Below are 21,573 nucleotides of genomic sequence, written 5' to 3'. Positions count from 1 at the left end.
TCCCCATCCTCGGGCTAATGCCGCGGGTACCGCTCGATCCACGCGTCACCCTGCGCGCTCAGCGCCGAGTGCCGGTCGAAGTGCCAGTAGGCGTCCGAAGCGACGTTCTCGACCAGGTAGCGCAGCTCCAGCTGGTCGACCCACTTCTGCGGCAGCCCGGGGATCCCGGTGCGCGCGCCCAGCAGGGCCCCGGTGAGCGCACCGGTGAGGGCGCTGCGGCCGGAGTGGTTGACGGCGCGCAGCAGCGCCTGCTCCGGGTAGTTCTCGAAGCCGGACAGCGCGGCGAAGGCGCGTCCGAGCACCGACAGCGTCGTCTGGCCGTCGCCGATCAGCTCCGCCATCCGCAGGTCAGGCAGTCCGTGCTCGCCGAAGAACGGCACCGACTCGGCGACCATGTCCCCGATCGCCGTCCACTCCGGGCCCTGCTGGAACTGGTTGTCCGGGTTGAGCACCTCGCGGCTGAGGTTCCAGATCGGGAAGCTGAACGCCTCCTTGGTCAGCGCGTGCTCGAACAGCCAGGTCAGGTAGGTCGCGGCGGCCAGGTCGGGCTCGGTCGGGTGGGTGACGCCGACGAGGTCGCGCACCGCCTGGCGCGCGCCGCCGCTGAACCCGCTGCCGGGCCCGGCCATGGTCAGCGCGGCGGGCAGCGCCGGGATCAGCGCGGCCGGGCCGGTCAGCGGCGCCGCGCCGGCCGGCTCGGTCGCGAGCTGGTGGTAGGCGTTGAGCTCGGCGTCGTCGGCGTCGCGGCGGGCGTGCAGGTCGGGGACCTGGACGAGCCAGCCGTCCGCGTTCTCCATCGGCGCGCCCTGGGTGCGCAGCCAGCGCTGCAGTGCCCCGCGGACGACGCCGGGGAAGAGCTGCTCGGCCTCGCGGGACTCCGGCTGCTCGCGGTGCGGGCTGCGGATCACGGCCTCGGTGTAGAACAGCAGCCGCTGCGTCAGCGAGCCGATCCGGCCCACCTGGTCGAACGCCGGCAGCAGCTCGGTGACGCCTTCGATGCCGTACTTCGCGTGGATGTCGTGCAGCATCATCCGGTCGACGGCCGCGCCGAGGGCCTCGCCGAGCGCGAAGCCGACGTACGCGCCCGTGACGCGCTGCCAGCCGTAGCGGAAGCCGTCGAGGTCGCGCTCGGGGTACTTGCCGAACGTGTCGAGCCGCGGCACCGTGCGCCCGGCGTTGTCGTAGGCCGGGGCCAGGCCGTTCGCGCGCAGGTCGTTGGGCTTGCTCCGCGGCGGCTCGGGCATCTGCAGCCGCTTCAGCCAGGACTCGCCGAGCACGGTCTTCGCGCACTCCTCCGCGGTCAGCTCGAAGCCGCGGCGGCGGGCCTTCTCGGCCGCCTTGAGCGGCGGCTTCACCGGGTCCGGCAGCCCCATCCGCGACGCGGTGTCGGCGGCGACGCGGATCAGGTCCTCCTCGGCCTCCGGGCAGCGGCCGTGCACGTCGATGCGTGGTTCGTGGCGCGGGAACCGCTTGACGATCTCCGCGAGCTCGCCGCTGGAGACGTCCTCGATGGTCGTCGGGCCGCCGTTGATGACCAGGTTCGGCGGGTGCTCGAACTCGGCGAGCGTGGCGACGTCGACCTTCCACCAGCCGTGCTCGCGCGAGGGCAGGTGCCGGGTCGAGCTGAACACCTTGAGCTCGTTGCGCTCTTCGGCGAAGTAGAACCGGTCGGTCTTGCCGGTCTCCAGGTCGAGCGGGACGAACACCTCGCAGCGGATCAGCCCGATGAGCAGCAGCTCCCGGGTCAGCCAGCCGACGCTGCCGAACGACAGCAGCGTTTCGAGGGTGTTTTCCGGCTTCGGGTAGCCGCGGCGGATCGGCCCGGCCTTGTACTCGGGGTTCTCGCGCTCTTCGCCGGTCTGGTTGCCCTCGGCGTCGACCTTCACCCAGCCCGCGACGGCCTGCAGCGGCACGCCCAGCTCGCCGAGCCCGGCCTTCACGTACTCGGGGTCGACGACCTCGCGCCAGTTCTCCTGGCCGGGGAACGCCACCGGCACGGACAGCCCGCCGGGGTGCGGGTGCGCCTGGCGCAGCTCGCCGTCCGGCTCGCGGACCACGACCGACGGCGGCGGGAAGATCTCCTTCTCCGGCCGGCCCTCGTCGAGGAACGCGATGGTGTTGTAGGGCACCGACCAGCCCTCGGGGATGCGCAGGACCTTCTCGGTGTCCACCCGCAGGCCCGCGGGACCGGAGACGTCCGGGCCGTGCACCGCGCGCAGCCACTGGCCGACCTTGGCAATCGCTTCCGCCGCTTCCACCTACTCGATCCTCTCCAGGCTTCCGTCGGACTCGTGCTCGGCGATCGGCTTCGGCAGCACGAAGGCCACCGCGCCACCCGGCAGGTTCGCCCACGGAACCGTGATGCCGGTGATCACGTGCAGCGGGCGTCTCAGCCGGTAGCTCCGCCGTTCCCGCTCACGTTCCAGCGGCAGCGACGTCGTGGCGAACCGTACCTCCCCGTGGTGGACGAGGTTGCCGGGTTCCTCGCCGAAGCGCAGGACGACCGTACCCGCCACCAGCCGGGTGATGCGCTTGTTGCGGAGCAGGGTGAGGGGAGGCTCACCCGGAGCCGGGTGCACCGGCCAGTCGTCGAGCTCTTTGGCCGTCTCGAGGGGTGTTTCGTGGCCGGCGGTCATCCGGGCCGGGTGCAGGAGCAACGCGCCCAGCAGCTGCTGCGCGGCGTCTTCGAGCCGGTCGAAGTACTTCGGCTCGCGCGGCTTCCCGCCGGCGTAGGCGGCGACCTCCCAGCCGTCGGGCGTGAAGTTGAGGCACCACGTGCCGTCGGCGCGGTCCCCGACCCGGTAGGCCTCGGGCCAGACGCCGTGCTCGCCGAGCCGCTGGACCAGCACGATCAGCAGCTCGTCGTCGGCCAGTTTCGGATCCGGCGTCGTCTCCAGCTCGGCGGCGACGTCCCCGGCGGTCTTCTTGACGTCCGCGCGGCCCGGCTTCGGCCGCGGCTCGCCCCGCAGGTCCGCCTCGGCGGTCCGCCGCACCAGCGGCTCGACGTACGGCGGCTGGAAGTGGTTGCGCCGGATGTGCGCCACCAGGTCCGGTTCGGGCGGAACGCCGTGCTTCGCGAGCAGGAGCGGCACCGCCTCGGACCAGATCCAGGTGCCGTCGGTGTGGAAGCGCTGGTCGGCGTCTTCGTGCACGACGGCTTCGCGTTCGAGGTACTGCAGCACGAGCGGCACCTCGGTGTCGGTCAGCGGCGGCCGCTCGACGTCCGGGCCGCCGATCTCGGCGTGCCGGAACTCGAGGCCGAGCGGTAGTTGCGCGCGCAGCCGCCACCAGTCCGGGATGTGCGCGTCGGCGCGCGGGAACGCGGCGAGCTCGTCGGGGTAGGCGGACGCGGGCGGCGGCTCGGTCCACACCGGCTCGTCGTCGCGGGCGAAGTCGAAGTCGAACGTGCCGTCGGGGTTGAGCGTGAAGCGCGCCTGCAGCCAGGTGCCGCGGTCTTCGGTGGACATCCCCTTGCGCAGCTGGGCGAAGAGCTCGCCGAGCGCGTCCGACGTCGTCGCGTTGTGGCCTTCGAGTTCGCGGTGCGCCCCGACCTGCCGGAAGTCGACGGCCGCGGGCCCGGCGGCGTCCACCCGGTGGTCGCGCAGGAGCTTTCCCAGCTGCACCAGGAGGGTGCGCTGCTCGTCCGGCGAAAGTCGTTGTTCCACGTGAATCATTGCCTCGGGTAGCGCGGCTTCGCTTCGAACGTCGGCGCTTGCCCGGCCGCGCGCCGAGCGGCTTCGTCCTCCCACATCTTGAAGGTGCGCTTCTGCAGCGCGTGGACCAGCGCGGTCTCCTGCGCGGTCCGGTTGCGTCCCTCCCGGAAGGCTGCGTTGTCAATCCCGTTGATCGTCTCGTAGAGCGCGAAGATCGGGCCGTCCCCGGTCAGGTACTGGTTCCGCTCGACCTCGGTCTCCCGGATGAACTTCTCTTCGCCGAAGGGGCCGCGAATGTTGGACTCGGTCGTCGACCAGATCAGCTCGCGGATGTGACTGCTGTCCTCTTCGAAGAACCCCGTGCGGAGGTTGAGGATGGTGCCCTTCAACCCGCCCTCGGGCGTCGAGTCGATCCGGTAGGTCTGGGAGTAGTACTTGTAGAACATGGGGGTCTGGAAGGCCATCAGCCGTTCTCCTCGGATGTCAGTCCCCGCCGGAACGCTTCCTCGAAACGGCCTCGGACCTGTTCGGTCAGTGCCGCGGCGAGCGCCGCCTCCTCCGGTGAAAGGAGTCCTTCACGCCCGTCCTTCCTGCTGAACGTCTCGAAGTCGCGGCGCACCTCGTAGAGCGCGTGCTCGTACGACGCCACCTCGTCGATGTGCGTCAGGTGCAGCCGCAGTTCGGCCACGTGCCCGTTCGGCAGCCGGACGTTGAGCTGCAGGTCCCGGTAGCCGCTGTCCTTCGGTTCGGCCAGCCGGTCCGTGAAGTCGACGATCCTGAGTTCGGGATCGTTGCGCACCGCGTCCAGTGCGCGGTACATGTCCGCGACCTGGTCGAACTGGATCTTGGTGCCGACCAGGTCGGTCAGCTTCGCGCCGTTCCACTCGTGCTTCGCGATCTTCGCCAGTGCCCGGACGTCGTCCTTCGGCTCCGGGCGGAACCCGGCGTGTCCATCCGTTTCGCCCGCGATCCGCTCGGTGATCCGGTTGAGCGTGCCCTGGGTTTCGGGCCAGCGCTCGCGTTCCTCGGCGACCCATTGCTCGCAGTACTCCGGATCGCCGATCCGGCTTCGGTCGAAGCTGCCGTGTTGCCGCGAGATCGCCGAGGCGCCGTCGGCGATCTGCGCGACGTCCGAGGAGATCTCCGCCTGCTCCGGCGTCGGGTCGAACGGCTCGACCTCCGACCGCTCGACATCGTCGATCACGCTGTAGCCGCGCTCGTTCACCTCGTGGACCGCGTCCTCGAGGATCGGGATCGCCTCGGGGTGCTTGAGCAGGCTTTCGAGGGTCTTCGGGTTGTCCAGCAGCGAGCGGGTCAGGTAGTCGTTGCCCGGCTCGCTCAGGATCCGGATCAGCTCGGGGTGCTGCCCGAGGTGCTCGCGGATGTAGTCCGCCGACGCGTGCCCGTCGAGTGCCGCGGCGACGTCGTCGCGGGCCAGGAAGGCGTCGTGCGGGGCCGCCGTCCCGTACCCGCCGTGGTCGCCGGTGACGTGGTCGGACCCGAGGTGCACCTCGTCCGGCGTGCCGAGGTGCATCAGCTTGATGCTCTTCGGCGGTTGCGGCAGGTGCATGAGGTCGCCGGACTGCGGGTCGATGAACGCGACGCCGTCGCGGGTGTGCACGACCATCGCCACGTGCCCGTACACGACGCCGTTCGGGCCGTCGTACTTCACGGCGACCACGGCGTGGTGGTCGAGCGGCCGTTCCCGCAGCTCGCGGATGACGTCGTCGTAGCTGCCGCGCGCGGAGAACGTCTCGCCGAACCGGCCTTCGAGGTGTTCGAGCGTGCCGCGGGTGCCCATTTCGTGCAGCAGGATCGGCTCGGCCGTCATGTCGCCACCGCGCATGCGGTCCATGTACGCCTCGGGACCGCGCGTGCAGTTCGACATGTACCCGTTTTCGAGCGCGCCAGGCTGGTGGAAGCCCGGGTTGACGTCGCGCAGGTGCGGGTGCCGGTCCTGGACGTAGGCCGCGCGCTCGCTCGGCGTCGTCCCGCCGGCGTGGATGGCCGGTTCGGCGGGCGGGTTCGTCGAGCGCGCCAGCCGCGAGTAGTCTGGCCCCGGCTCGGCGGCGGGCACCGGCTCGGCCGGCGTCTCGTCGACGGTGTCGTGGACGGTCGGCTGCTCCGGCGACGGCGCGACGTGCTCGGGCTCGTCGAAGCCGTTGAGCCGCTCCATCAGCGCGGCTTGCCTGCGGCGTTCGAACTCGGCCGCGTTGTGGTCGTTTTCCGCGCGCCGCTCGGCCATCTTCTGCTGCGCGGCCTCGGGATCGAGGTAGCGCGGGTGGCCCGGCCCGATCTCCTCGGCCTCGATGACCCACTTGCGGCGGCCTTCGGGCGTGATTTCGAGCCGGCGTTCGTGCACCAGGAGCTGGGTGCCGGGCGGGGAAAGTGTCTCGCGCTCGCCCGGGTTCTCGGCGAGCTTGGAGATGTCGCGCAGGTTGTCCGACCGGACGTGCAGCTCGACGTCGTCGCCGAACTTCGACGTCGAGAACTCGCCGGTCTTGATCGACGCGCTCGAGAACGCGGGCTCGACGACGACCGCCCCCGGCTCGTACGGCCCGGCGACCAGCTCGGCCAGCCGCGGATCGCCGCCGACGTCGATACCGCGCACGCTCTCCCCGGACGTGCGGGGGACCTGGTTGAGGCCGTCCACGATCGCGCGGGTGTTCTCGTGCGCGAGGTCGAACCCGGGATGGTCCGGGCCGCGCCGCAGGGCCTCGTTGACGTCGTAGGCGTACTCGCCGCGGGTGTAGCCGTGCAGCGCGACGGCGCCCTCGTCGGTGAGCGGCAGCCCCGCGGCGTCCCGGCGGTCCAGCGCGCGGTCGTGGATCTGCTGGTAGATGTCCTCGTCACCGACCGCGCGGCGGATGCTCTCGTGGTCGGCCGGGGTGCCCCGGTGCTCGCCGTCGAAGAGGTAGCCCTCGTCGTGCGGCACCCGTTCGGTCGTCGGGTTGAGCCGGTCGGCGATGCCCTCGTGGTGCACCGGCGGCGCGTCCCCGCCCCCGAGCGGCATGGCGTGGATGCCGGTGGCGTCGTGCGGCAGCTCGGCGAGCCGCCCGGTCACGGGATCGGCGAAGAGCACCCCGTGCTCGGTGTGCACGCCGGCGACCAGCCGCGTCTCGCCGTTCGGCGTCTCGAAGGCGACGGCCGTCCGCGCGCCGACGGGACGTTCCCCGAGGTCACGGGCGACGTCGTCGAAGCTGCCCCGGCCGTGCCACTGCCCGCCGAGCTGCTCGCCCAGTTCGCCGAGACTCTGCTGCCGAGCGGGCCCGGCGACGACGTCCTCGCCGTTCATCCGCCGTTCGAACGCGACCATCGACTCGGCGGCGTTGGTCCGGAAGCCGTTCTGCAGGGCGTCCGGGCCGTAGTGGTTGCGGGTGTTGACCGCGCCCAGCTCGGGAACGGCGTCCCGCACGAGCCGCGCGTGCTGCTGCGGGGTCTCGACCGACCCGGCGTGCAGCACGGGCTGCCCACCCGGCGCCAGCGGCTCGGCGAGCCGCGACCACCCGCCGTCCGGCTCCCCGGTCGCCGGCGGCACCCGCTCGGGCAACGGCGTGGCGTTCGGGTCGTCGAAGGCGGTCAGCTTCGACATGTCTCCCGGCCGCAGCTCGGGGTGCTCGGCGTAGAACTGCTCGAGTTCTTCGTCGGCCTCGCGCTGGAAGCGTTCCTCGTCGGCGCGCTCGTCGGCCCGCCGCTGCTCGATGGCTTGCCGCGCCTCGTCGGGCCCCAGGTGCCGCGGATCCCCGGGCGCGATCTCCTCGGCGTGCACGACGTAGTGCGGCTGCCCCGGCTCCGGCTTCGGCTTGTGGTTGGGGTGCCCCGGCCCCTCTTCGACGCCGGTGATCTTGAACTGCGTCCCGGCCTTGAAGAGCACCTCGCGTTCGTGCCCGATGCTGGCCATCGACTCGACGTCGCGCCCGGTCTTGGACTGGATCCGCATCTCGACTTCGCCGGGGAACTTGCTGCGCGGGTGATCGGCGTCGACCTTCGAGGAGCTGAGGAACGACGGCTCGGTGATGTGCGCCCCGTCATGGAACCGCGCGATGAAGGCCTCGAGCCGCGAGGGGTTCCCCCCGAAGTCCACCCGCCGCGAAACAGTCCCGACGTGCGGCGGCAGTTCGTTCAGCCCGGAAACGAGCGCCCCGGCTTGAGGGGCGAGGTCGACCAGCTCTGGACCGCCCATCCGCAGCGCCCGGTTGAGCGGCCCGACCATCTCGTACCGCGTGTAGGCGTGGACGGCGAAAGCCCCGTCGTCGGACATCCCGGGATGGTGCTCGTCGCGCTTGCCGAGCGCCTCGCGGCGGACCTGTTCGTGCCGCCACTCGCCGTCTTCCAGGCTTTGGCGCCCGGAGTCCATGAAGGTGTCCTCGACCCGCCGGATCCCAGCGGGATCATCGGTGTGGAAGTCACCGTCGTCGAGGTAGGGCTCGTGGGGCCGGGGTGCTTGTTCCGCGGTCGCTTCGCGGTGTTCTTCGCCGGCGTGCGCTTCGGGTTCTTCCGCGCGCTGTTCAGCCGCCGGGTCCTCCGCGGCGCGCGGTTCTGCTGTGCCGTGGTCGTCGCTGGTAGGCGGCTGTTGTTCGCGCGTGGCGTTTTCGGGCTGAGTCGGGCGCTGTTCCGCAGCACGCTCGGCCGTCGGCTGCTCCGCGGCGCCCGGCGAGTCGTCGCTGGTAGGCGGCTGTTGTTCGCGGGTAGCCGTTTCCGGTTCTGCCGACCGCTGATCGCGCGTGCCGGTTTCCGGCTCCGCCGGGCGTTGTTCGGTGGCGTGCTGAGCGTTTGGCTGCTCGCCGGCGCGCGGCTCTTGCGTGCCGGTTTCCGGCTCCACTGAGCGCTGCTCAGCGGTGTGCTGAGCCGTCGCCTCGACACCGGCGCGCTCGGCCGACGCCGGTGCGGCTGGGCGCTGCTCGTCGCGCGTCTCGTGCGCGACAGGCGGTTGCTGCTCACCCGGGTGCACCGGCCGAGGCGGCTCGAACGGCCCACGCGGCGGCCCCACCCGAGGATCGTGCGAAGGCACCGGCGGACGCCCACCCGGCGGAGGCGGCATCGGCGGACGCCCACCAGGATGCGGCCCCGGCCCCTGCGGCCCCCGAGGCTGATTCGGATACCCGGCAGGCCACTGCCCACCCACAGGCGGCATCCGCCGCGGCTCATGCGGAGGCACCCCACCCTGCGGCGGCTGCCCACCAGGCCCCCGAGGATGCACCGGCCCCCCAACCGGCGGCGGCCCACCCTGAGCCCCACCTCGCGGCGGCCCACCCTGAGGCCCGCCGCTGTGCGGCGGCCCGCCCTGCGGCTGCCCACCACGAACCACCGGCCCACCCGGCACCGGCGGCTGCCCACCGTGCAGCAACCACCGCGGATCCTGCGGAGCAGGCCCACCCTGCCGCGGCGGCCCCCCGGCCTGCCCACCCTGCGGCGGTCGCCCACCTTGCTGATGCGGCTGTCCACCCAGCGGTGGCTGACCTTGCTGGGGTGGCTGGCCGTTGTGTGGTGGCTGCCCGCCTTGCTGGTGTGGCTGCCCGCCGAGCGGTGGCTGACCTTGCTGGGGTGGCTGGCCGTTGTGTGGTGGCTGCCCGCCTTGCTGGTGTGGCTGCCCGCCGAGCGGTGGCTGACCTTGCTGGGGTGGCTGACCACCGTGCGGTGCTTGGACGCCCGGCTGGAGTGGCTGCCCGCCGTGTGGTGGCTGAGGTTGCTGACCACCGTGCGGGGCAGGGCCACCCGGCTGGAGTGGCTGCCCGTTGTGTGGTGGCTGCCCGCCGAGCTGGTGCGGTTGCCCGAGCGGTGGCTGGCCTTGCCGGTGCGGCTGCCCACCGTGTGGTGGCTGGCCACCCTGCCGAAAAGACTGCGCAGCATGCGGCGGCCGCCCGCCCGCCTGCCCACCGGGGTGCGCCCCCGGCCCGCCGCGCGAAGCCTGCCCACCGTGGGGAACCGGGCCGCCCGGTTGCGGTCGACCAGTCCGTTGCCCACCTGGCAACCCCGACGGCGGCCCCGCCAGCGGCGGCTGCCCGCCCTGCATCATCCGGCGCGGATCCGCCATCCGCGGCTGCTCGCCACCGCGAGACGGCATCGACCCCTGACCGCCGGCCGGCATGCCCGGCGGTGGGGGCGGCGGCGTGAACCCACCCGGCGACTGTGGCGACCCACCGCCCTGGATCGGCGCCGGTCCGGCATCGGCCGCGAACGGCTGGCTCTGGCCGCCCGTGAAACCCGCTGCCCCGACGTTGTCCAGCGGACGTCCGCCGCTCTGGCGGCCGAGGTCCGGGGGCGGCGCCATGCCGTAGCCGCCCTGGGGTTCCGTTGCTGCCCGATGTGACTCGGGTTGGTGGGCGACTGGAGCCGGGCTCGCCGCGCGTTGCTGCGGCTCAGGATCCGGTGCGCTCCGCGCCTCGGGTTCCGACCGCGGCTCGGCGGGGGCGGACGACGGCTGCTCCCGACGCACCTCGGGTTCGGAACTCCGCAATTCAGGTGCGGACTCCTGCCGAGGTTCGGGTGCCTCGCCCCGTGTCTCCGGCGCGGACTGTTGCCGCGGCTGTTCGCCACCGGACTCGGGTGCGGACTCTCGCCGAGCCTCGGGCTGGTCGCTTCGCGTCTCCGGCGCCGACTCCGGCCGAGGTTGTTCGCCGCGAGGCTCAGGCGCAGATTCCTGCCGAGGTTGTTCGGCCCGCGATTCGGGCGCAGATTCCTGCCGCGCCTGTTCGCCGCGCGTCTCTGGCGCGGACTCCTGCCGAGGTTGTTCGCCACCCGACTCGTGCCGCGACTGTTCATCCCGAGACTCGGGCGCAGATTCCTGCTGAGGCCGTTCACCCCGCGACTCAGGCGCGGACTCCCCCCGCGCCTGTTCGCCACCCGACTCAGGCGCCGACTCGGACCGACCCGCCGACTCGGACCGCCCCTCGGGCGCGGACTCCCGCCCCTCCGACTCCCCACGCGAGCCCGACCCAGAATCAGACCCCGAATCAGGCTCCGCCCGCGGAATGTTCGCCTCGTGAACCGAGTGCAGCTGCTCCTTCGCCCCGCCAACCGCACCCCCGACCGCCCCGCTCGAAGCGCCCATCAGCAGCTGCTCCGGCGTCAACGACCCGAGATCCCCGGTAACCGCCGCCTGCCCGACCGTCTGCGCGACGCCCTCGACCGCGCCCCGCGCCCCCGCCCGCATGGCAGCGTCCGCGACCTGTCCACCGGCACTGTGCGACAACCCCTCGGTCGCCCCGCGCCCGATGGACCCCGAAGCCGCCCCGACGACGCCGCCGACCGCGCCCGAGATCGCCGCGTCCGAGGTCTTCGACCAGTCCCAGTCCTTGCGGTCGCCCTTCGCCATCTGCAGGCCTTGGATACCCGCGTCCATGCCGAGGTTGATGGCCTCGTTCTTGAGGACCTCCATGCCGATCTTCTTGAGGCCCTGCTTGAGCAGCTTCTCCAGCAGCTCCTTCGCGACCTGCTTGAACCCCTGCTGCGCCAGCTTCTCGAGCAGCTGCCGGAACAGCATCTGCACGGTCATCCGCGTCGCGATCTGGGCCGGCGCGATCCCCGCCGTCGAGCCGCCGAACGTGACCGCCGCCGCCGCGATCATCGCCGCGATCTGGGCGGCCAGCACGATCAGCGAGATGATGATCATGTACTTCGTGTACTCGACGTCCAACGCCGTCTGATCACACGAATCACCCAGCGCCCGAGCCGCGTCGGCCAGCTGCTTGAAGTACGCCTCGTCGCCCTCGACAAACTTCTTCCACTGCTCGGCGAACGCGTCCGCGCCGTCGCCGGTCCAGTTGTCGCGGATGCCGGACGCTGCCTGGTTGCCCGCCTCGGACGCCGGCGCGATCGCCGTCGACGCCGTGTGCCACGCGTCGCGCAGTGCGCGCAGCTTGGTCTCGTCGCCCTCGGGCCAGCTCTCCCCGACGACGATCGGCAGCAGCCACTTGACCGCGTCGGGCATCTCCATACCCACGCGTCAATGCCCCTTGCTCAGCTGGGACGTCACGTCTTCGTCGGCACCCGAGAGGGCCTTCATCGACTTGGCGACGTTCTGCTGCATCCCCCGCAGCCCCTGCACGAGGTTGGTGAACCCTTCGACGGCGCCCTGCGCGCCCGGCACGTAGTCCTTCGCGAACTCCTTGCCGGAGTCGTCGGTCCCCCAGCACTCACCCTGCGCGGCGAGCGCGCTCTGCAGCGCCTTGACCGCGTTGTCGAGTCCGTCCGCGGCCGTGACCAGGCCGTTCGACGCGCGCAGGACCGCGTCGGGTTCCGCGGTGAAGCCGGATCCCCCCTCCGGCATCAGTCACCCCTCGTCATCCAGGACGACGGCGGCTCTTCGTCGTCGTCCCGCGGCGGGCGGACGCGCTTGGGGGCCGGCTTCGGGGCCGGCATCGGGGGCGCTTGCTCGTTGCGCAGGATCGAACCGCCGTCTTCGAACGACTCCGGACGCGGCGCGGGCGCTTCTTCCTCGACGAACTCGGGGATCTGCGGTACCAGCCCGGCCAGCGACGGCGCGCCCTCGACCAGGTCGGCGAGGTCCGGCAGCCCTTCGGTGATCGGCGCCATCAGGTCCGCGATCTTCTGCTTGACCTGCAGCGACCCTTGCCGCACCAACGTCTGGACGGTGTTCGCGAGCTGTGCGGGAGTCGTGCGCTCGAAGGTGGTCGGCGCGAATTCGAGCTTCGCGAGGCTGCCACCGGCGTCGATCGTGGCGCGGACCAGGCCGTCGGGCGAACTCACCTGCGCGGTGGTCTCGGCGGCCGCGGCCTGGGCGTCGCGCAGCTGCGCGGTCTGCCGCTCGAAGTTCTCCAGGAGGGTGTCCATCTGGTCCTTCATCGCGGCATTGCGTGCTTCGAGCCGTGCACGGTCGTCGCCCGCGGTGGTCACAGGTGCCCCCGGTGTCCCTCGAACCTACTAATGATCGCTCGTCACCCTAATGCCAATGGAGCAGTCATCGTGACCGGTTCGGGTCTTTGCGTCAGCGAATCGCGCGCCGCCGGGCCAGCGCGTACCCGGCCCCGCCGACGAGGTAGCAGGCCGTCGCGGCGATGAGCAGGCCCGGCGCGCGGCCGTCGTCCGGCACGACGAGCGCGGCCAGTGACACCGCGGCGACCTGCGTGATGTTGAAGAGCGTGTCGTACAGCGCGAACACCCGGCCGCGTGCCTCGTCGGCGACGTCGAGCTGGATCGACGAGTCGACGCAGAGCTTGAGCACCTGCCCCGCCCCGGTGATCACGAACGACGCGAGCAGCGCCAGCGGCAGCACCATCGGCAGGCCCAGCGCGGACTGCGCGATCGCCGCCAGCAGCAGCGAGCCGAGCACCGCGCGCAGCCGGCCGAACCTGCGGATGAGCCGCGCGGTCAGCAGCCCGGCCAGCAGCAGGCCGGTGCCGGCGAGCGCGGCCATCTGCCCCAGCCCGGGCAGGCCGGCGCGGAAGAGCCCGTGGTCGGTGAAGTAGTTGCGCATCAGCAGCACGGTGACCAGCAGCGACACCCCGAACGACGCCCGGTGCGCGAACAGCGCCAGAAACCCGGCCGTGACGCTGGGCGCGCGCCAGGCGTGGCGGGCGCCGTCCGCCAGCCCGCGCGCGACGGCCAGCACCGGGTTCGTCGGCTCGTCGACCACGGACGGGCCGAGCACGCCCCTGGCGAACCCGCGCGCGATGAACGCCGAGACCAGCGTGCCGACGACGGCGAACGCGGTGGTCTCGGCCGATCCGACGTCGTCGCCGCCGAAGAGCGCGCGCAGGCCGATCGCGCACCCGCCGCCGATGACGGCGACCACGGACCCGAGCGTCGTCGCGAAGGCGTTCGCCGTCACGACGCTCTCGGCGCGCACGACGTGCGGCAGCGACGCCGAAAGCCCGGAGCCGATGAAGCGCGAGATGCCTTCCGCGGCCAGTGCCAGCGAAAACAGCCCGAGCCCGCCGAACCCGAGTCCGACAGCGGCGGACGCGGCGACGATCGCCAGCCCGCGGAGCAGGTTCGCGAAGATCAGGACGCGACGGCGGTCCCACCGGTCCAGCAACGCGCCCGCGAAGGGCCCGACCACGGAGTACGGAAGCAGCAACGCGGCGAACCCGCCGGCGATGGCCAGCGGGTTGGCGCCGCGCTCGGGGTTGAACAGCACGGCTCCGGCGAGCCCGGCGCGGAAGACGCCGTCGCCCCAGCTGGCGGCGAAGCGGGTGAAGAGCAGACGCCGGAAGTCCGGGTCCTTCAACAGCTCCCGGGGGCCCTGTCGGCTGGTCTCGGCACCGGCGCTGATCGTCACGGAGCCAGAGTAGTAGGTGGTCGACGCACTGAGGTCGCCTCTCGGCGGCTATGCGCAGTGTGGCTCCAGCCGGACGGTATTCCACAAAGGCGGTTCTTCAGTGAGCCCGGGGGACACGGAGTGCGCCGACCACTGTTTCAAACGAGGCTCTTGGGGCGATTGTTCCCGAGCCGAAGTAATTCGCCGGGCCGAAGGTGAGATCATGGGTCGCGTGCCAGCGGACGCCGAGGTTGAGCCGGGAACGCTCCTGGTCGCCGCCCCCACGATGGTCGACCCCAACTTCAAGCGGACCGTGGTGTTCGTCATCGATCACCGGGACGAAGGCACGCTCGGCGTGGTCCTGAACCGGCCGAGCGACGTCGCCGTGCACGACGTGCTGCCCAACTGGGGCGGGCACGTCGCCGAGCCGCAGGCGGTGTTCGTCGGCGGTCCGGTCGAGAAGAAGACGGCGCTGTGCCTGGCCGCGCTGCGCACCGGCGAGACGGCGGCGAGCGTGCCGGGCGTGATCGCGGTCCGCGGGCCGGTCGCGCTGGTCGACCTGGACACCGACCCCGAGGCGCTGGTCCCGAAGGTCCGCGGCGTGCGCGTCTTCGCCGGCTACGCGGGCTGGGACTCGGGGCAGCTGGCGGGCGAGATCGAGCGCGAGGACTGGGTCATCGTGCCCGCGCTGCCGAGCGACATCCTGGCCTCGCCCCACGGCGACCTGTGGAGCCAGGTGCTGCGCCGCCAGGGCATCCCGCTCGCGCTGCTGGCCACCCACCCGGGCGACCTCCAGCGGAACTGAGACATTCGAAAACTAGGCGTCTTCCTTCTTGAAGACACCGCAGCCACCGGCGCCGCACGCGCAGCCGCTGCAGCCGGCGGGCGCCGCCGGAGCCGACGCGGGCACGGTCAGCGCGGCCCGGTTGCCGAGCACGCCACCGCCCATGACCAGCAGCACCATGGCGAGGATGCCCGCGAGCGCGGCGGAGATCAGGCCGCCGGTCGTCGGCATGGCCAGCCCGGCCAGCCCGGAGAGCACGGCGATCGCGCCCCCGGCCATGGTCGGCAGGCCCGCGACGCGGTTGGCCAGCTTGAAGGCTTCTTCGCTGCGCAACGCCGCTTCCGTGCGCACTCCGGTGCCGCCCTCGCGCGTCAAGCGCTCGCGGAACCCGAGGAACCCACCAAAACCGACGAGCAGACCCAGCACGACCGGAACCAGCGCGATAGCGAACACCGGTCAAGGATAAGCGTGACGTCCCGGCAACCTGCCGGATACCCTGATCGACTGTGCTACAGGCCATGTCACCGCGTGTACTGCCCACCGTCCTGACCGCTGCCCTGATCGGGGGAATCCTCGCCGCGGCGCCGGCGAGTGCCACCGAGAGTCACCAGCGGCCCGTCCGGCTGCTCGGCGAAACGATCGTCCCGAACGCCCTGCAGTTCCAGGGCACGACGGTCGGCGGCCTGTCCAGCATCGACTACGACCCCCGGACCGGCGGCTACGCGCTGATCTGCGACGACCGGTCGGCGATCAACCCGGCCCGCTTCTACACCGCGACCTTCCCGGTGTCCGCGGACGGCGTCGGCCCGGTCACCCTCACGGGGACGAAGCCGCTCCTGCGCCCCGACGGCACGCCGTACCCGCCGCTCACGCAGAACGACCCCTCGAAGCCGCAGAACGAGCAGACGATCGACCCGGAAGAGCTGCGCGTCGACCCGTGGAGCGGCGGCTACTACTGGTCGCAGGAGGGCGAGCGCACCGCGACGACGTTGATCGACCCGTCGATCCGCGAGGCGCGCCGCGACGGGAAATACGTCCGCGACCTGCCGATCCCCGCGAACGAGAAGATGACGCCGACGGCCGGGCCGCGGCAGAACCTGGTCCTCGAGGGCCTCACGTTCGCCGGGTTCGGTTCGCTGATCGCCAGTGAAGTCGAGGGCCCGCTGCTGCAGGACGGCCCGGAGGCGACCACGACGTCCGGCGCGCTCTCGAGGATCACCCTGCAGTCGCGCTTCGGGCCGGTCCTGGCCCAGTACGCCTACCCGCAGGAGCCGCTGTTCGCCGCGCCGGTGCCGCCGACGGCGTTCGCGACGACCGGCGTGTCCTCGATGCTGGCGGTCGACCAGGCCGACCCGACGAAGTTCCTGATGATGGAGCGCTCGTTCAGCACCGGCGTCGGCAACAAGGTGCGCGTCTACGAGATCGACACCAGCGGCGCCACGAACGTCCTGAACGTCAGGTCCCTGGCCGGCGCCAAGCACGTCAAGCCGGTGAAGAAGCGGTTCCTCTTCGACGCGGCCGACCTCGGGTTGTCCACTGTAGACAACCTCGAGGGCATGACCTGGGGTCCGAAGCTGCCGAACGGCGAGCGCAGTTTGATCTTGGTCAGCGACAACAACTTCTCCGCGACGCAGGTCACCCAGTTCGTCGCACTGGCGGTCCCCTCCGAACGGCTTTGACCAGCAAGTTACGATGTGCACATGAACACGGCTCGGCTGCTCCTTAGCCTGCCGCGCTGACCGGGCCCGGCCCGGCCGGCGCGGCGACCCCTCATGCCCTGGTGGCTGAGGGGTCGAGTTGTTTCTGGAGTGGCTCCGACGGAGGAAGACGTCATGACTGAGGCGACAGGGACCGACGTCCCGGCGCACCGCTACACGGCCGCGCTGGCGGGTCAGATCGAGCAGCGCTGGCAGGACCACTGGGCCGACCAGGGCACCTTCCACGCGCCCAACCCCGTCGGGCCGCTCGCCGTCGAGGGGCAGCAGGTGCCCAGCGACAAGCTGTTCGTCCAGGACATGTTCCCGTACCCGTCGGGCTCCGGCCTGCACGTCGGGCACCCGCTGGGCTTCATCAGCACCGACGTCTTCGCCCGCTACCACCGGATGATCGGGCGCAACGTGCTGCACACGATGGGCTTCGACGCGTTCGGCCTGCCGGCCGAGCAGTACGCGGTCCAGACCGGGCAGCACCCGCGCAAGACGACCGAGGAGAACATCCGGACCTACCTGCGCCAGATCCGGCGCCTGGGCCTGGGCCACGACGAACGCCGTCGCATCTCCACGATCGACCCCGAGTACTACCGCTGGACGCAGTGGATCTTCCTGCGGATCTTCAACAGCTGGTACGACACGGAGGCGGGCAAAGCGCGGCCGATCGCCGAGCTGGAAGCCGCGTTCGCGGACGGCTCGCGGCCGACGCCGGACGGCCGTGACTGGGCGGCGCTGAGCGCGTCCGAGCGGAAGAAGGTGATCGACGACCACCGGCTGGTGTACATCTCCGAAGCGCCGGTCAACTGGTGCCCGGGCCTGGGCACGGTGCTGTCGAACGAAGAGGTCACCGCCGAGGGCCGCAGCGAGCGCGGCAACTTCCCGGTCTTCCGCCGCAACCTGCGGCAGTGGATGATGCGGATCACCGCGTACGCCGATCGCCTGGTCGACGACCTGGACCTGCTGGACTGGCCGGAGAAGGTCAAGTCCATGCAGCGGAACTGGATCGGCCGCTCGCACGGCGCCCGCGTCACGTTCAAGTCCGGCGAGGACGCGATCGAGGTCTTCACGACCCGCCCGGACACGCTGTTCGGCGCCACCTACATGGTGCTGGCGCCGGAACACCCGCTGGTCGACAAGCTGACCGCGGCGTCGTGGCCCGAGGACGTCGACTCCCGGTGGACCGGCGGTGCCGCGACGCCCGCCGACGCCATCAAGGAGTACCGCGTCGCCGCGTCGCGCAAGTCCGAGCTGGACCGGCAGGAGAACAAGGAGAAGACCGGCGTCTTCACCGGCGCGTACGCGACGAACCCGGTCAACGACAAGCAGATCCCGATCTTCGTCGCCGACTACGTGCTGATGGGCTACGGCACCGGCGCGATCATGGCCGTGCCCGGCCAGGACGTCCGCGACTGGGAGTTCGCCGAGAAGTTCGGCCTGGAGATCATCCGGACCGTGCAGCCGTCGGAAGGCTTCGACGGCAAGGCGTTCACCGGTGACGGCCCGGCGATCAACTCCGGCTTCCTGGACGGCATGGACGTCGCCGAGGCCAAGAAGACGATCATCGACTGGCTGGCCGAGAAGGGCGCCGGCACCGGGACCGTCCAGTACAAGCTGCGCGACTGGCTGTTCTCGCGCCAGCGCTACTGGGGCGAGCCGTTCCCGGTGGTCTACGACGAAAACGGCGAGGTGCACGCCGTTCCGGAGTCGATGCTGCCGATCGAGCTGCCGGAGGTCGCCGACTACTCGCCGGTGACGTTCGACCCGGAGGACCGCGACTCGACGCCGTCGTCGCCGCTGGCACGCGCGACGGACTGGGTCGAGGTCGAGCTGGACCTGGGCGACGGCGTCAAGAAGTACCGCCGCGACATCAACACGATGCCGAACTGGGCGGGTTCCTGCTGGTACCAGCTGCGTTACCTGGACCCGACCAACGCCGAGACGTTCTGCGCGCCGGAGAACGAGCAGTACTGGATGGGCCCGCGGCCCGGCGAGTACGGCGCGGACGACACCGGCGGCGTCGACCTGTACGTCGGTGGTGTCGAGCACGCGGTGCTGCACCTGCTGTACTCGCGGTTCTGGCACAAGGTGCTGTTCGACCTGGGGCACGTGACGTCCAAGGAGCCGTACCGGAAGCTGTTCAACCAGGGCTACATCGAGGCGTACGCGTACACCGACTCGCGCGGTGTCTACGTCCCGGCCGAGCAGGTCGAGGAGCGCGACGGCAAGTACTTCTACAACGGTGAGGAAGTCACCCAGGAGTACGGCAAGATGGGCAAGAGCCTGAAGAACGTCGTCACGCCGGACGAGATGGCCGAGAACTACGGCGCCGACACGTTCCGGTTCTACGAGATGGCGATGGGCCCGCTGGCCATGTCGCGCCCGTGGGCGACCAAGGACGTCGTCGGCGCGCACCGGTTCCTGCAGCGGCTGTGGCGCCTGGTCGTCGACGAGACGACCGGCGAGCTGCGAGTGTCCAATGAGGACGCTTCGGAGGCGGACCGCAAGGCACTGCACCGCACTATTGCGGGTGTCCGCGAGGACTACGCGGAGATGCGGTTCAACACGGCCGGCGCGAAGCTGATCGAGCTGAACAACCACGTCACCAAGGTGTACGGCGCGGCCGCGTCGACGCCGCGTGAGCTGGCCGAGCCGCTGGTGCTGATGCTGGCGCCGCTGGCCCCGCACCTGGCGGAGGAGCTGTGGCACCGGCTGGGCCACGCGGACTCGCTGGTGCAGGGGCCGTTCCCGGTGGTGGACGAGAAGTACCTGGTCGAGGACTCCGTCGAGTACCCGATCCAGGTCAACGGCAAGGTTCGCTCCCGCGTGACGGTCGCGGCTTCGGCGTCTTCCGACGACGTCCAGGCGGCGGCGCTGGCGGACGAGAAGGTCGCGGCGATGGTCGGCGACGGCTCGCCGCGCAAGGTGATCGTGGTGCCGGGGCGGCTGGTCAACATCGTCCTCTAGCGCGCTGTCGGAAAGCCGCCGGTAGTTCTTCGGCGTTCCCGATTTGATTGAGCTGTCAACGAAAACGGCTCGATCGAAGGAGAACCGGGAATGACCCTCGACGGCAAGGTGGCACTGGTGACGGGCGGCAGCCGCGGCATCGGGGCGGCTACGGCCCTGCGGCTCGCCGAGGACGGCGCGGACGTCGCGCTGACGTACCAGCACAACGGCACGCTGGCGGCCGAGGTGGTCGACAAGATCAAGAGCCTCGGCCGCCGCGCGCTGGCGATCCAGGCGGATTCGGCGGACGCCGCGGCGCTTTCGGCCGCCGTTTCGGCCGTGGTGGCGGAGTTCGGCCGGCTGGACGTGCTGGTCAACAACGCGGGCGTCGGCTTCGTGGGCGCGTTCGCCGAGACGTCGCTGGAGGATGTCGACCGCGTGCTGGCGGTGAACGTCCGCGGCGTGTTCGCGGCAACCCAGGCGGCGGCCGACGTGCTGAGCGACGGCGGCCGCGTGATCACGATCGGCAGCTGCGTCACGGACCGCGTACCCGGCCCGGGCATGGCGCTGTACGCGACGAGCAAGGCGGCGATGGTCGGCCTGACCAAGGCGCTGGCGCGCGAACTGGGGCCGCGCGGCATCACGGTCAACCTGGTCCACCCGGGCCCGACGGACACGGACATGAACCCGGCCGACGGCCCCTATGCGGCGGACCAAGCGGCGATGACGGCGTTCGACCGCTACGGCTCGCCGTCCGAAGTGGCGGCGGCGGTCGCTTACCTGGCCTCACCCGGCGCCGAGTACGTGACGGCGGCGGTGCTGTCGGTGGACGGCGGCCACGCGGCCTAACCGGAGTAGAGCCCGATCTCCCGGGCGAGGTCCGCGAGCATCGCCTCGAACAGGACGTCCGGCTTGGACATCGGGATCGGGTAGTTGCCGAAGACCTCGAGCGTGACGTGCCCGTAGAGCCGGGCCCAGAACTGGATCATCAGGTACGTCACGCCGAGGTCGATCTTCTCCACCGGCACGCCCTGGTCGGACTCGACGAGCACGGTGACCAGCGATTCCTGGAACGTCTTGAGGTCGTCCCGCAGCTCGTCGGGCACCCCGCTGGCCGAAGGGAGGACGATGTCGTGCCGCGCGAGCACCCGCCCCGCGGCAGCCAGGAAGATCCGCCCGAACGGCTCGTCGACCCGGCTCAGCGCACTCCCGGCGGTCGAGCCCACGCCCCCGGTCGGCGAGGCGAAGACGAGGGTGAATTCCTTCGTGTGGGTGAGCGCCCACCGCCGGAACCCCTTGCAGATGGCGAACAGCTGCAGCATCCCGTCATCCGGCAGCTCGGCGATCTCCTCGGCGAGGTCGTCCGCCAGATCTGCGCAGACGTCCAGCCGCAGGTTCTCGACGAGGTCATCCCGCGACTCGTAGTACCGGTAGAGCGCGGGCGCGGTGATCCCCAGCTCCCGCGCGATGGCGCGCAGCGTAACCGCCTCCGGCCCCTGCTCGACGAGCAGCTTCCGGGCGGTCCGCCGGATGTCCTGTTCGGTAGCCGCACGCGCGCGACCCCTCCGCGTGGGGTGGCTCATCCGAACAGTCTAGGTGCTTACTACGACAAGTCTTGCATTAACGCGATCTCCGTCGTAACGAAAAGATGCAGCTCAGGCCCGCGCCTTGAGGTTGGTGAGCACGGTGTCGGCCACACCGCGCCCGAGCTGGCAGGCGTCCTTGCCGGCTTGGACGGCCGAGTCGCCGATGCTCAACGAGACGGAGTAGGCGAGGTCGTCCGCGACACCGACGACAACCACGCACGTCCGGTTGTCGGTGGTCCCGACACCGACGTAGCCCACGGTCGGGTAGCCCTGCACCGGATCCAGGTTGTCGACCCACCGCCTTGCCTTCGGCTTCACGTTCTTGTAGGTGAGACTGATTCCCTGGCCGGTTTTCGTCTCGTAGCCGACGAGGATGCCGGCGGCACTTCCCGAACTGCTGCTCCAGTCGCACGAAGGACCCAGCTCCGTGTCCTTCGCATCGGCTGGGTCCGTCTCCCCGAGGTAACCCTTCACCTGATCCGCGGTCAGTGCGGAATCGCAAGGACTGCCGTCCAGCACCTTGGCCGGCAACGGGTTGTCGACCTTCGGAGCTCCGCCGTTCGGCAGCTCCGGAGTGCTTGCAGGCGCGGGCGTCGGCGTGCCGGACAAGGCTTCCTTACCGGTACAAGAGGTAAGTAGCGTCGCTCCGGCGGCGACGACGGCCGCGAACACGAGAATT

The 21,573-nt window shown here is 71.1% G+C and carries 17 protein-coding genes and 1 pseudogene; 7 read left to right on the top strand and 11 right to left on the bottom strand.

What is annotated here, in order from left to right:
- Positions 1-14 precede the first annotated feature (14 nt).
- From EIY87_RS17810 to EIY87_RS17795, 4 genes are read right to left on the bottom strand one after another with little or no spacing between them, the layout of a single operon-like run.
- Positions 15-2,258 carry an ADP-ribosylglycohydrolase family protein gene (locus EIY87_RS17810; protein WP_125309311.1) on the bottom strand — a complete coding sequence of 748 codons (2,244 nt, stop codon included), beginning with the start codon at positions 2,256-2,258 and terminating at the stop codon, positions 15-17.
- Complete coding sequence (locus EIY87_RS17805) at positions 2,259-3,674, bottom strand: TNT domain-containing protein (RefSeq protein WP_191984137.1); 1,416 nt, start codon at positions 3,672-3,674, stop codon at positions 2,259-2,261.
- Positions 3,671-4,117, bottom strand: a complete 447-nt coding sequence (locus EIY87_RS17800) for a hypothetical protein (RefSeq protein ID WP_125309309.1) — start codon at positions 4,115-4,117, stop codon at positions 3,671-3,673. Before EIY87_RS17800 ends, EIY87_RS17805 begins: the two co-directional genes overlap by 4 nt.
- Positions 4,117-7,914 (bottom strand): toxin glutamine deamidase domain-containing protein, encoded by a 3,798-nt coding sequence (locus EIY87_RS17795; protein ID WP_404800052.1) that lies wholly within the window; start codon positions 7,912-7,914, stop codon positions 4,117-4,119. Before EIY87_RS17795 ends, EIY87_RS17800 begins: the two co-directional genes overlap by 1 nt.
- Positions 7,915-7,920: 6 nt before the next feature.
- On the opposite strand from EIY87_RS17795, the gene EIY87_RS17790 reads away from it, so the two are divergent.
- The 3 genes from EIY87_RS17790 to EIY87_RS17780 all read left to right on the top strand — a co-directional run bounded on the left by EIY87_RS17790 (position 7,921) and on the right by EIY87_RS17780 (position 11,299).
- Positions 7,921-8,478 carry a hypothetical protein gene (locus EIY87_RS17790; protein WP_125309305.1) on the top strand — a complete coding sequence of 186 codons (558 nt, stop codon included), beginning with the start codon at positions 7,921-7,923 and terminating at the stop codon, positions 8,476-8,478.
- Between the two features lie 444 nt (positions 8,479-8,922).
- Complete coding sequence (locus tag EIY87_RS17785; RefSeq protein ID WP_125309303.1) at positions 8,923-9,963, top strand: hypothetical protein; 1,041 nt, start codon at positions 8,923-8,925, stop codon at positions 9,961-9,963.
- A 1,066-nt stretch (positions 9,964-11,029) separates the two neighbouring features.
- Positions 11,030-11,299 carry a hypothetical protein gene (locus EIY87_RS17780; RefSeq protein WP_125309301.1) on the top strand — a complete coding sequence of 90 codons (270 nt, stop codon included), beginning with the start codon at positions 11,030-11,032 and terminating at the stop codon, positions 11,297-11,299.
- On the opposite strand, the pseudogene EIY87_RS49390 reads toward EIY87_RS17780, so the two are convergent.
- From EIY87_RS49390 to EIY87_RS17765, 4 genes and pseudogenes are all read right to left on the bottom strand, one after another.
- A pseudogene (locus EIY87_RS49390) lies at positions 11,206-11,583 on the bottom strand (WXG100 family type VII secretion target); the annotation flags it as partial. The gene EIY87_RS17780 and the pseudogene EIY87_RS49390 overlap by 94 nt on opposite strands.
- A 15-nt stretch (positions 11,584-11,598) precedes the next feature.
- On the bottom strand, positions 11,599-11,922 hold the full coding sequence (locus EIY87_RS17775) for a WXG100 family type VII secretion target (protein ID WP_125309299.1): 324 nt from the start codon (positions 11,920-11,922) through the stop codon (positions 11,599-11,601).
- Complete coding sequence (locus tag EIY87_RS17770) at positions 11,922-12,458, bottom strand: YbaB/EbfC family nucleoid-associated protein (RefSeq protein ID WP_125309297.1); 537 nt, start codon at positions 12,456-12,458, stop codon at positions 11,922-11,924. Before EIY87_RS17770 ends, EIY87_RS17775 begins: the two co-directional genes overlap by 1 nt.
- A gap of 142 nt (positions 12,459-12,600) precedes the next feature.
- Complete coding sequence (locus EIY87_RS17765; RefSeq protein ID WP_191984136.1) at positions 12,601-13,893, bottom strand: MFS transporter; 1,293 nt, start codon at positions 13,891-13,893, stop codon at positions 12,601-12,603.
- Between the two features lie 202 nt (positions 13,894-14,095).
- On the opposite strand from EIY87_RS17765, the gene EIY87_RS17760 reads away from it, so the two are divergent.
- Entirely contained in the window at positions 14,096-14,677 is a 582-nt protein-coding gene (locus EIY87_RS17760; protein WP_191984135.1) for a YqgE/AlgH family protein, read from the top strand.
- Positions 14,678-14,689: 12 nt separating this feature from the next.
- Here EIY87_RS17760 and EIY87_RS17755 read toward each other — a convergent pair whose 3' ends face one another.
- Positions 14,690-15,109: an SdpI family protein gene (locus tag EIY87_RS17755; protein ID WP_125309295.1), complete on the bottom strand. Its 420-nt coding sequence runs from the start codon at positions 15,107-15,109 to the stop codon at positions 14,690-14,692.
- A 65-nt stretch (positions 15,110-15,174) separates the two neighbouring features.
- Between EIY87_RS17755 and EIY87_RS17750 the strand changes: the two genes are divergently transcribed.
- The 3 genes from EIY87_RS17750 to EIY87_RS17740 all read left to right on the top strand — a co-directional run bounded on the left by EIY87_RS17750 (position 15,175) and on the right by EIY87_RS17740 (position 20,157).
- On the top strand, positions 15,175-16,335 hold the full coding sequence (locus EIY87_RS17750; RefSeq protein WP_125309293.1) for an esterase-like activity of phytase family protein: 1,161 nt from the start codon (positions 15,175-15,177) through the stop codon (positions 16,333-16,335).
- Positions 16,336-16,488: 153 nt separating this feature from the next.
- A complete protein-coding gene (leuS, locus tag EIY87_RS17745) occupies positions 16,489-19,329 on the top strand; it encodes a leucine--tRNA ligase (protein ID WP_125309291.1) in 2,841 nt (946 codons plus the stop codon).
- 90 nt (positions 19,330-19,419) lie between these two features.
- Positions 19,420-20,157, top strand: coding sequence for an SDR family oxidoreductase (locus EIY87_RS17740; protein ID WP_125309289.1), 738 nt, complete (start codon positions 19,420-19,422; stop codon positions 20,155-20,157).
- On the opposite strand, the gene EIY87_RS17735 is transcribed toward EIY87_RS17740, so the two are convergent.
- Both EIY87_RS17735 and EIY87_RS17730 read right to left on the bottom strand, forming a co-directional pair.
- Positions 20,154-20,891 carry a TetR/AcrR family transcriptional regulator gene (locus EIY87_RS17735; RefSeq protein WP_125309287.1) on the bottom strand — a complete coding sequence of 246 codons (738 nt, stop codon included), beginning with the start codon at positions 20,889-20,891 and terminating at the stop codon, positions 20,154-20,156. The two genes, EIY87_RS17740 and EIY87_RS17735, sit on opposite strands and share 4 nt — an antisense overlap.
- Positions 20,892-20,963: 72 nt before the next feature.
- Positions 20,964-21,566 carry a DUF3558 domain-containing protein gene (locus tag EIY87_RS17730; RefSeq protein WP_225439916.1) on the bottom strand — a complete coding sequence of 201 codons (603 nt, stop codon included), beginning with the start codon at positions 21,564-21,566 and terminating at the stop codon, positions 20,964-20,966.
- Between the last annotated feature and the right edge of the window lie 7 nt (positions 21,567-21,573).

This window comes from Amycolatopsis eburnea (assembly GCF_003937945.1).
GTDB lineage: Bacteria > Actinomycetota > Actinomycetes > Mycobacteriales > Pseudonocardiaceae > Amycolatopsis > Amycolatopsis eburnea.
The sequence above is the reverse complement of the archived record's forward strand: the minus strand, read 5'-3'. Positions and strand labels throughout refer to the sequence as shown.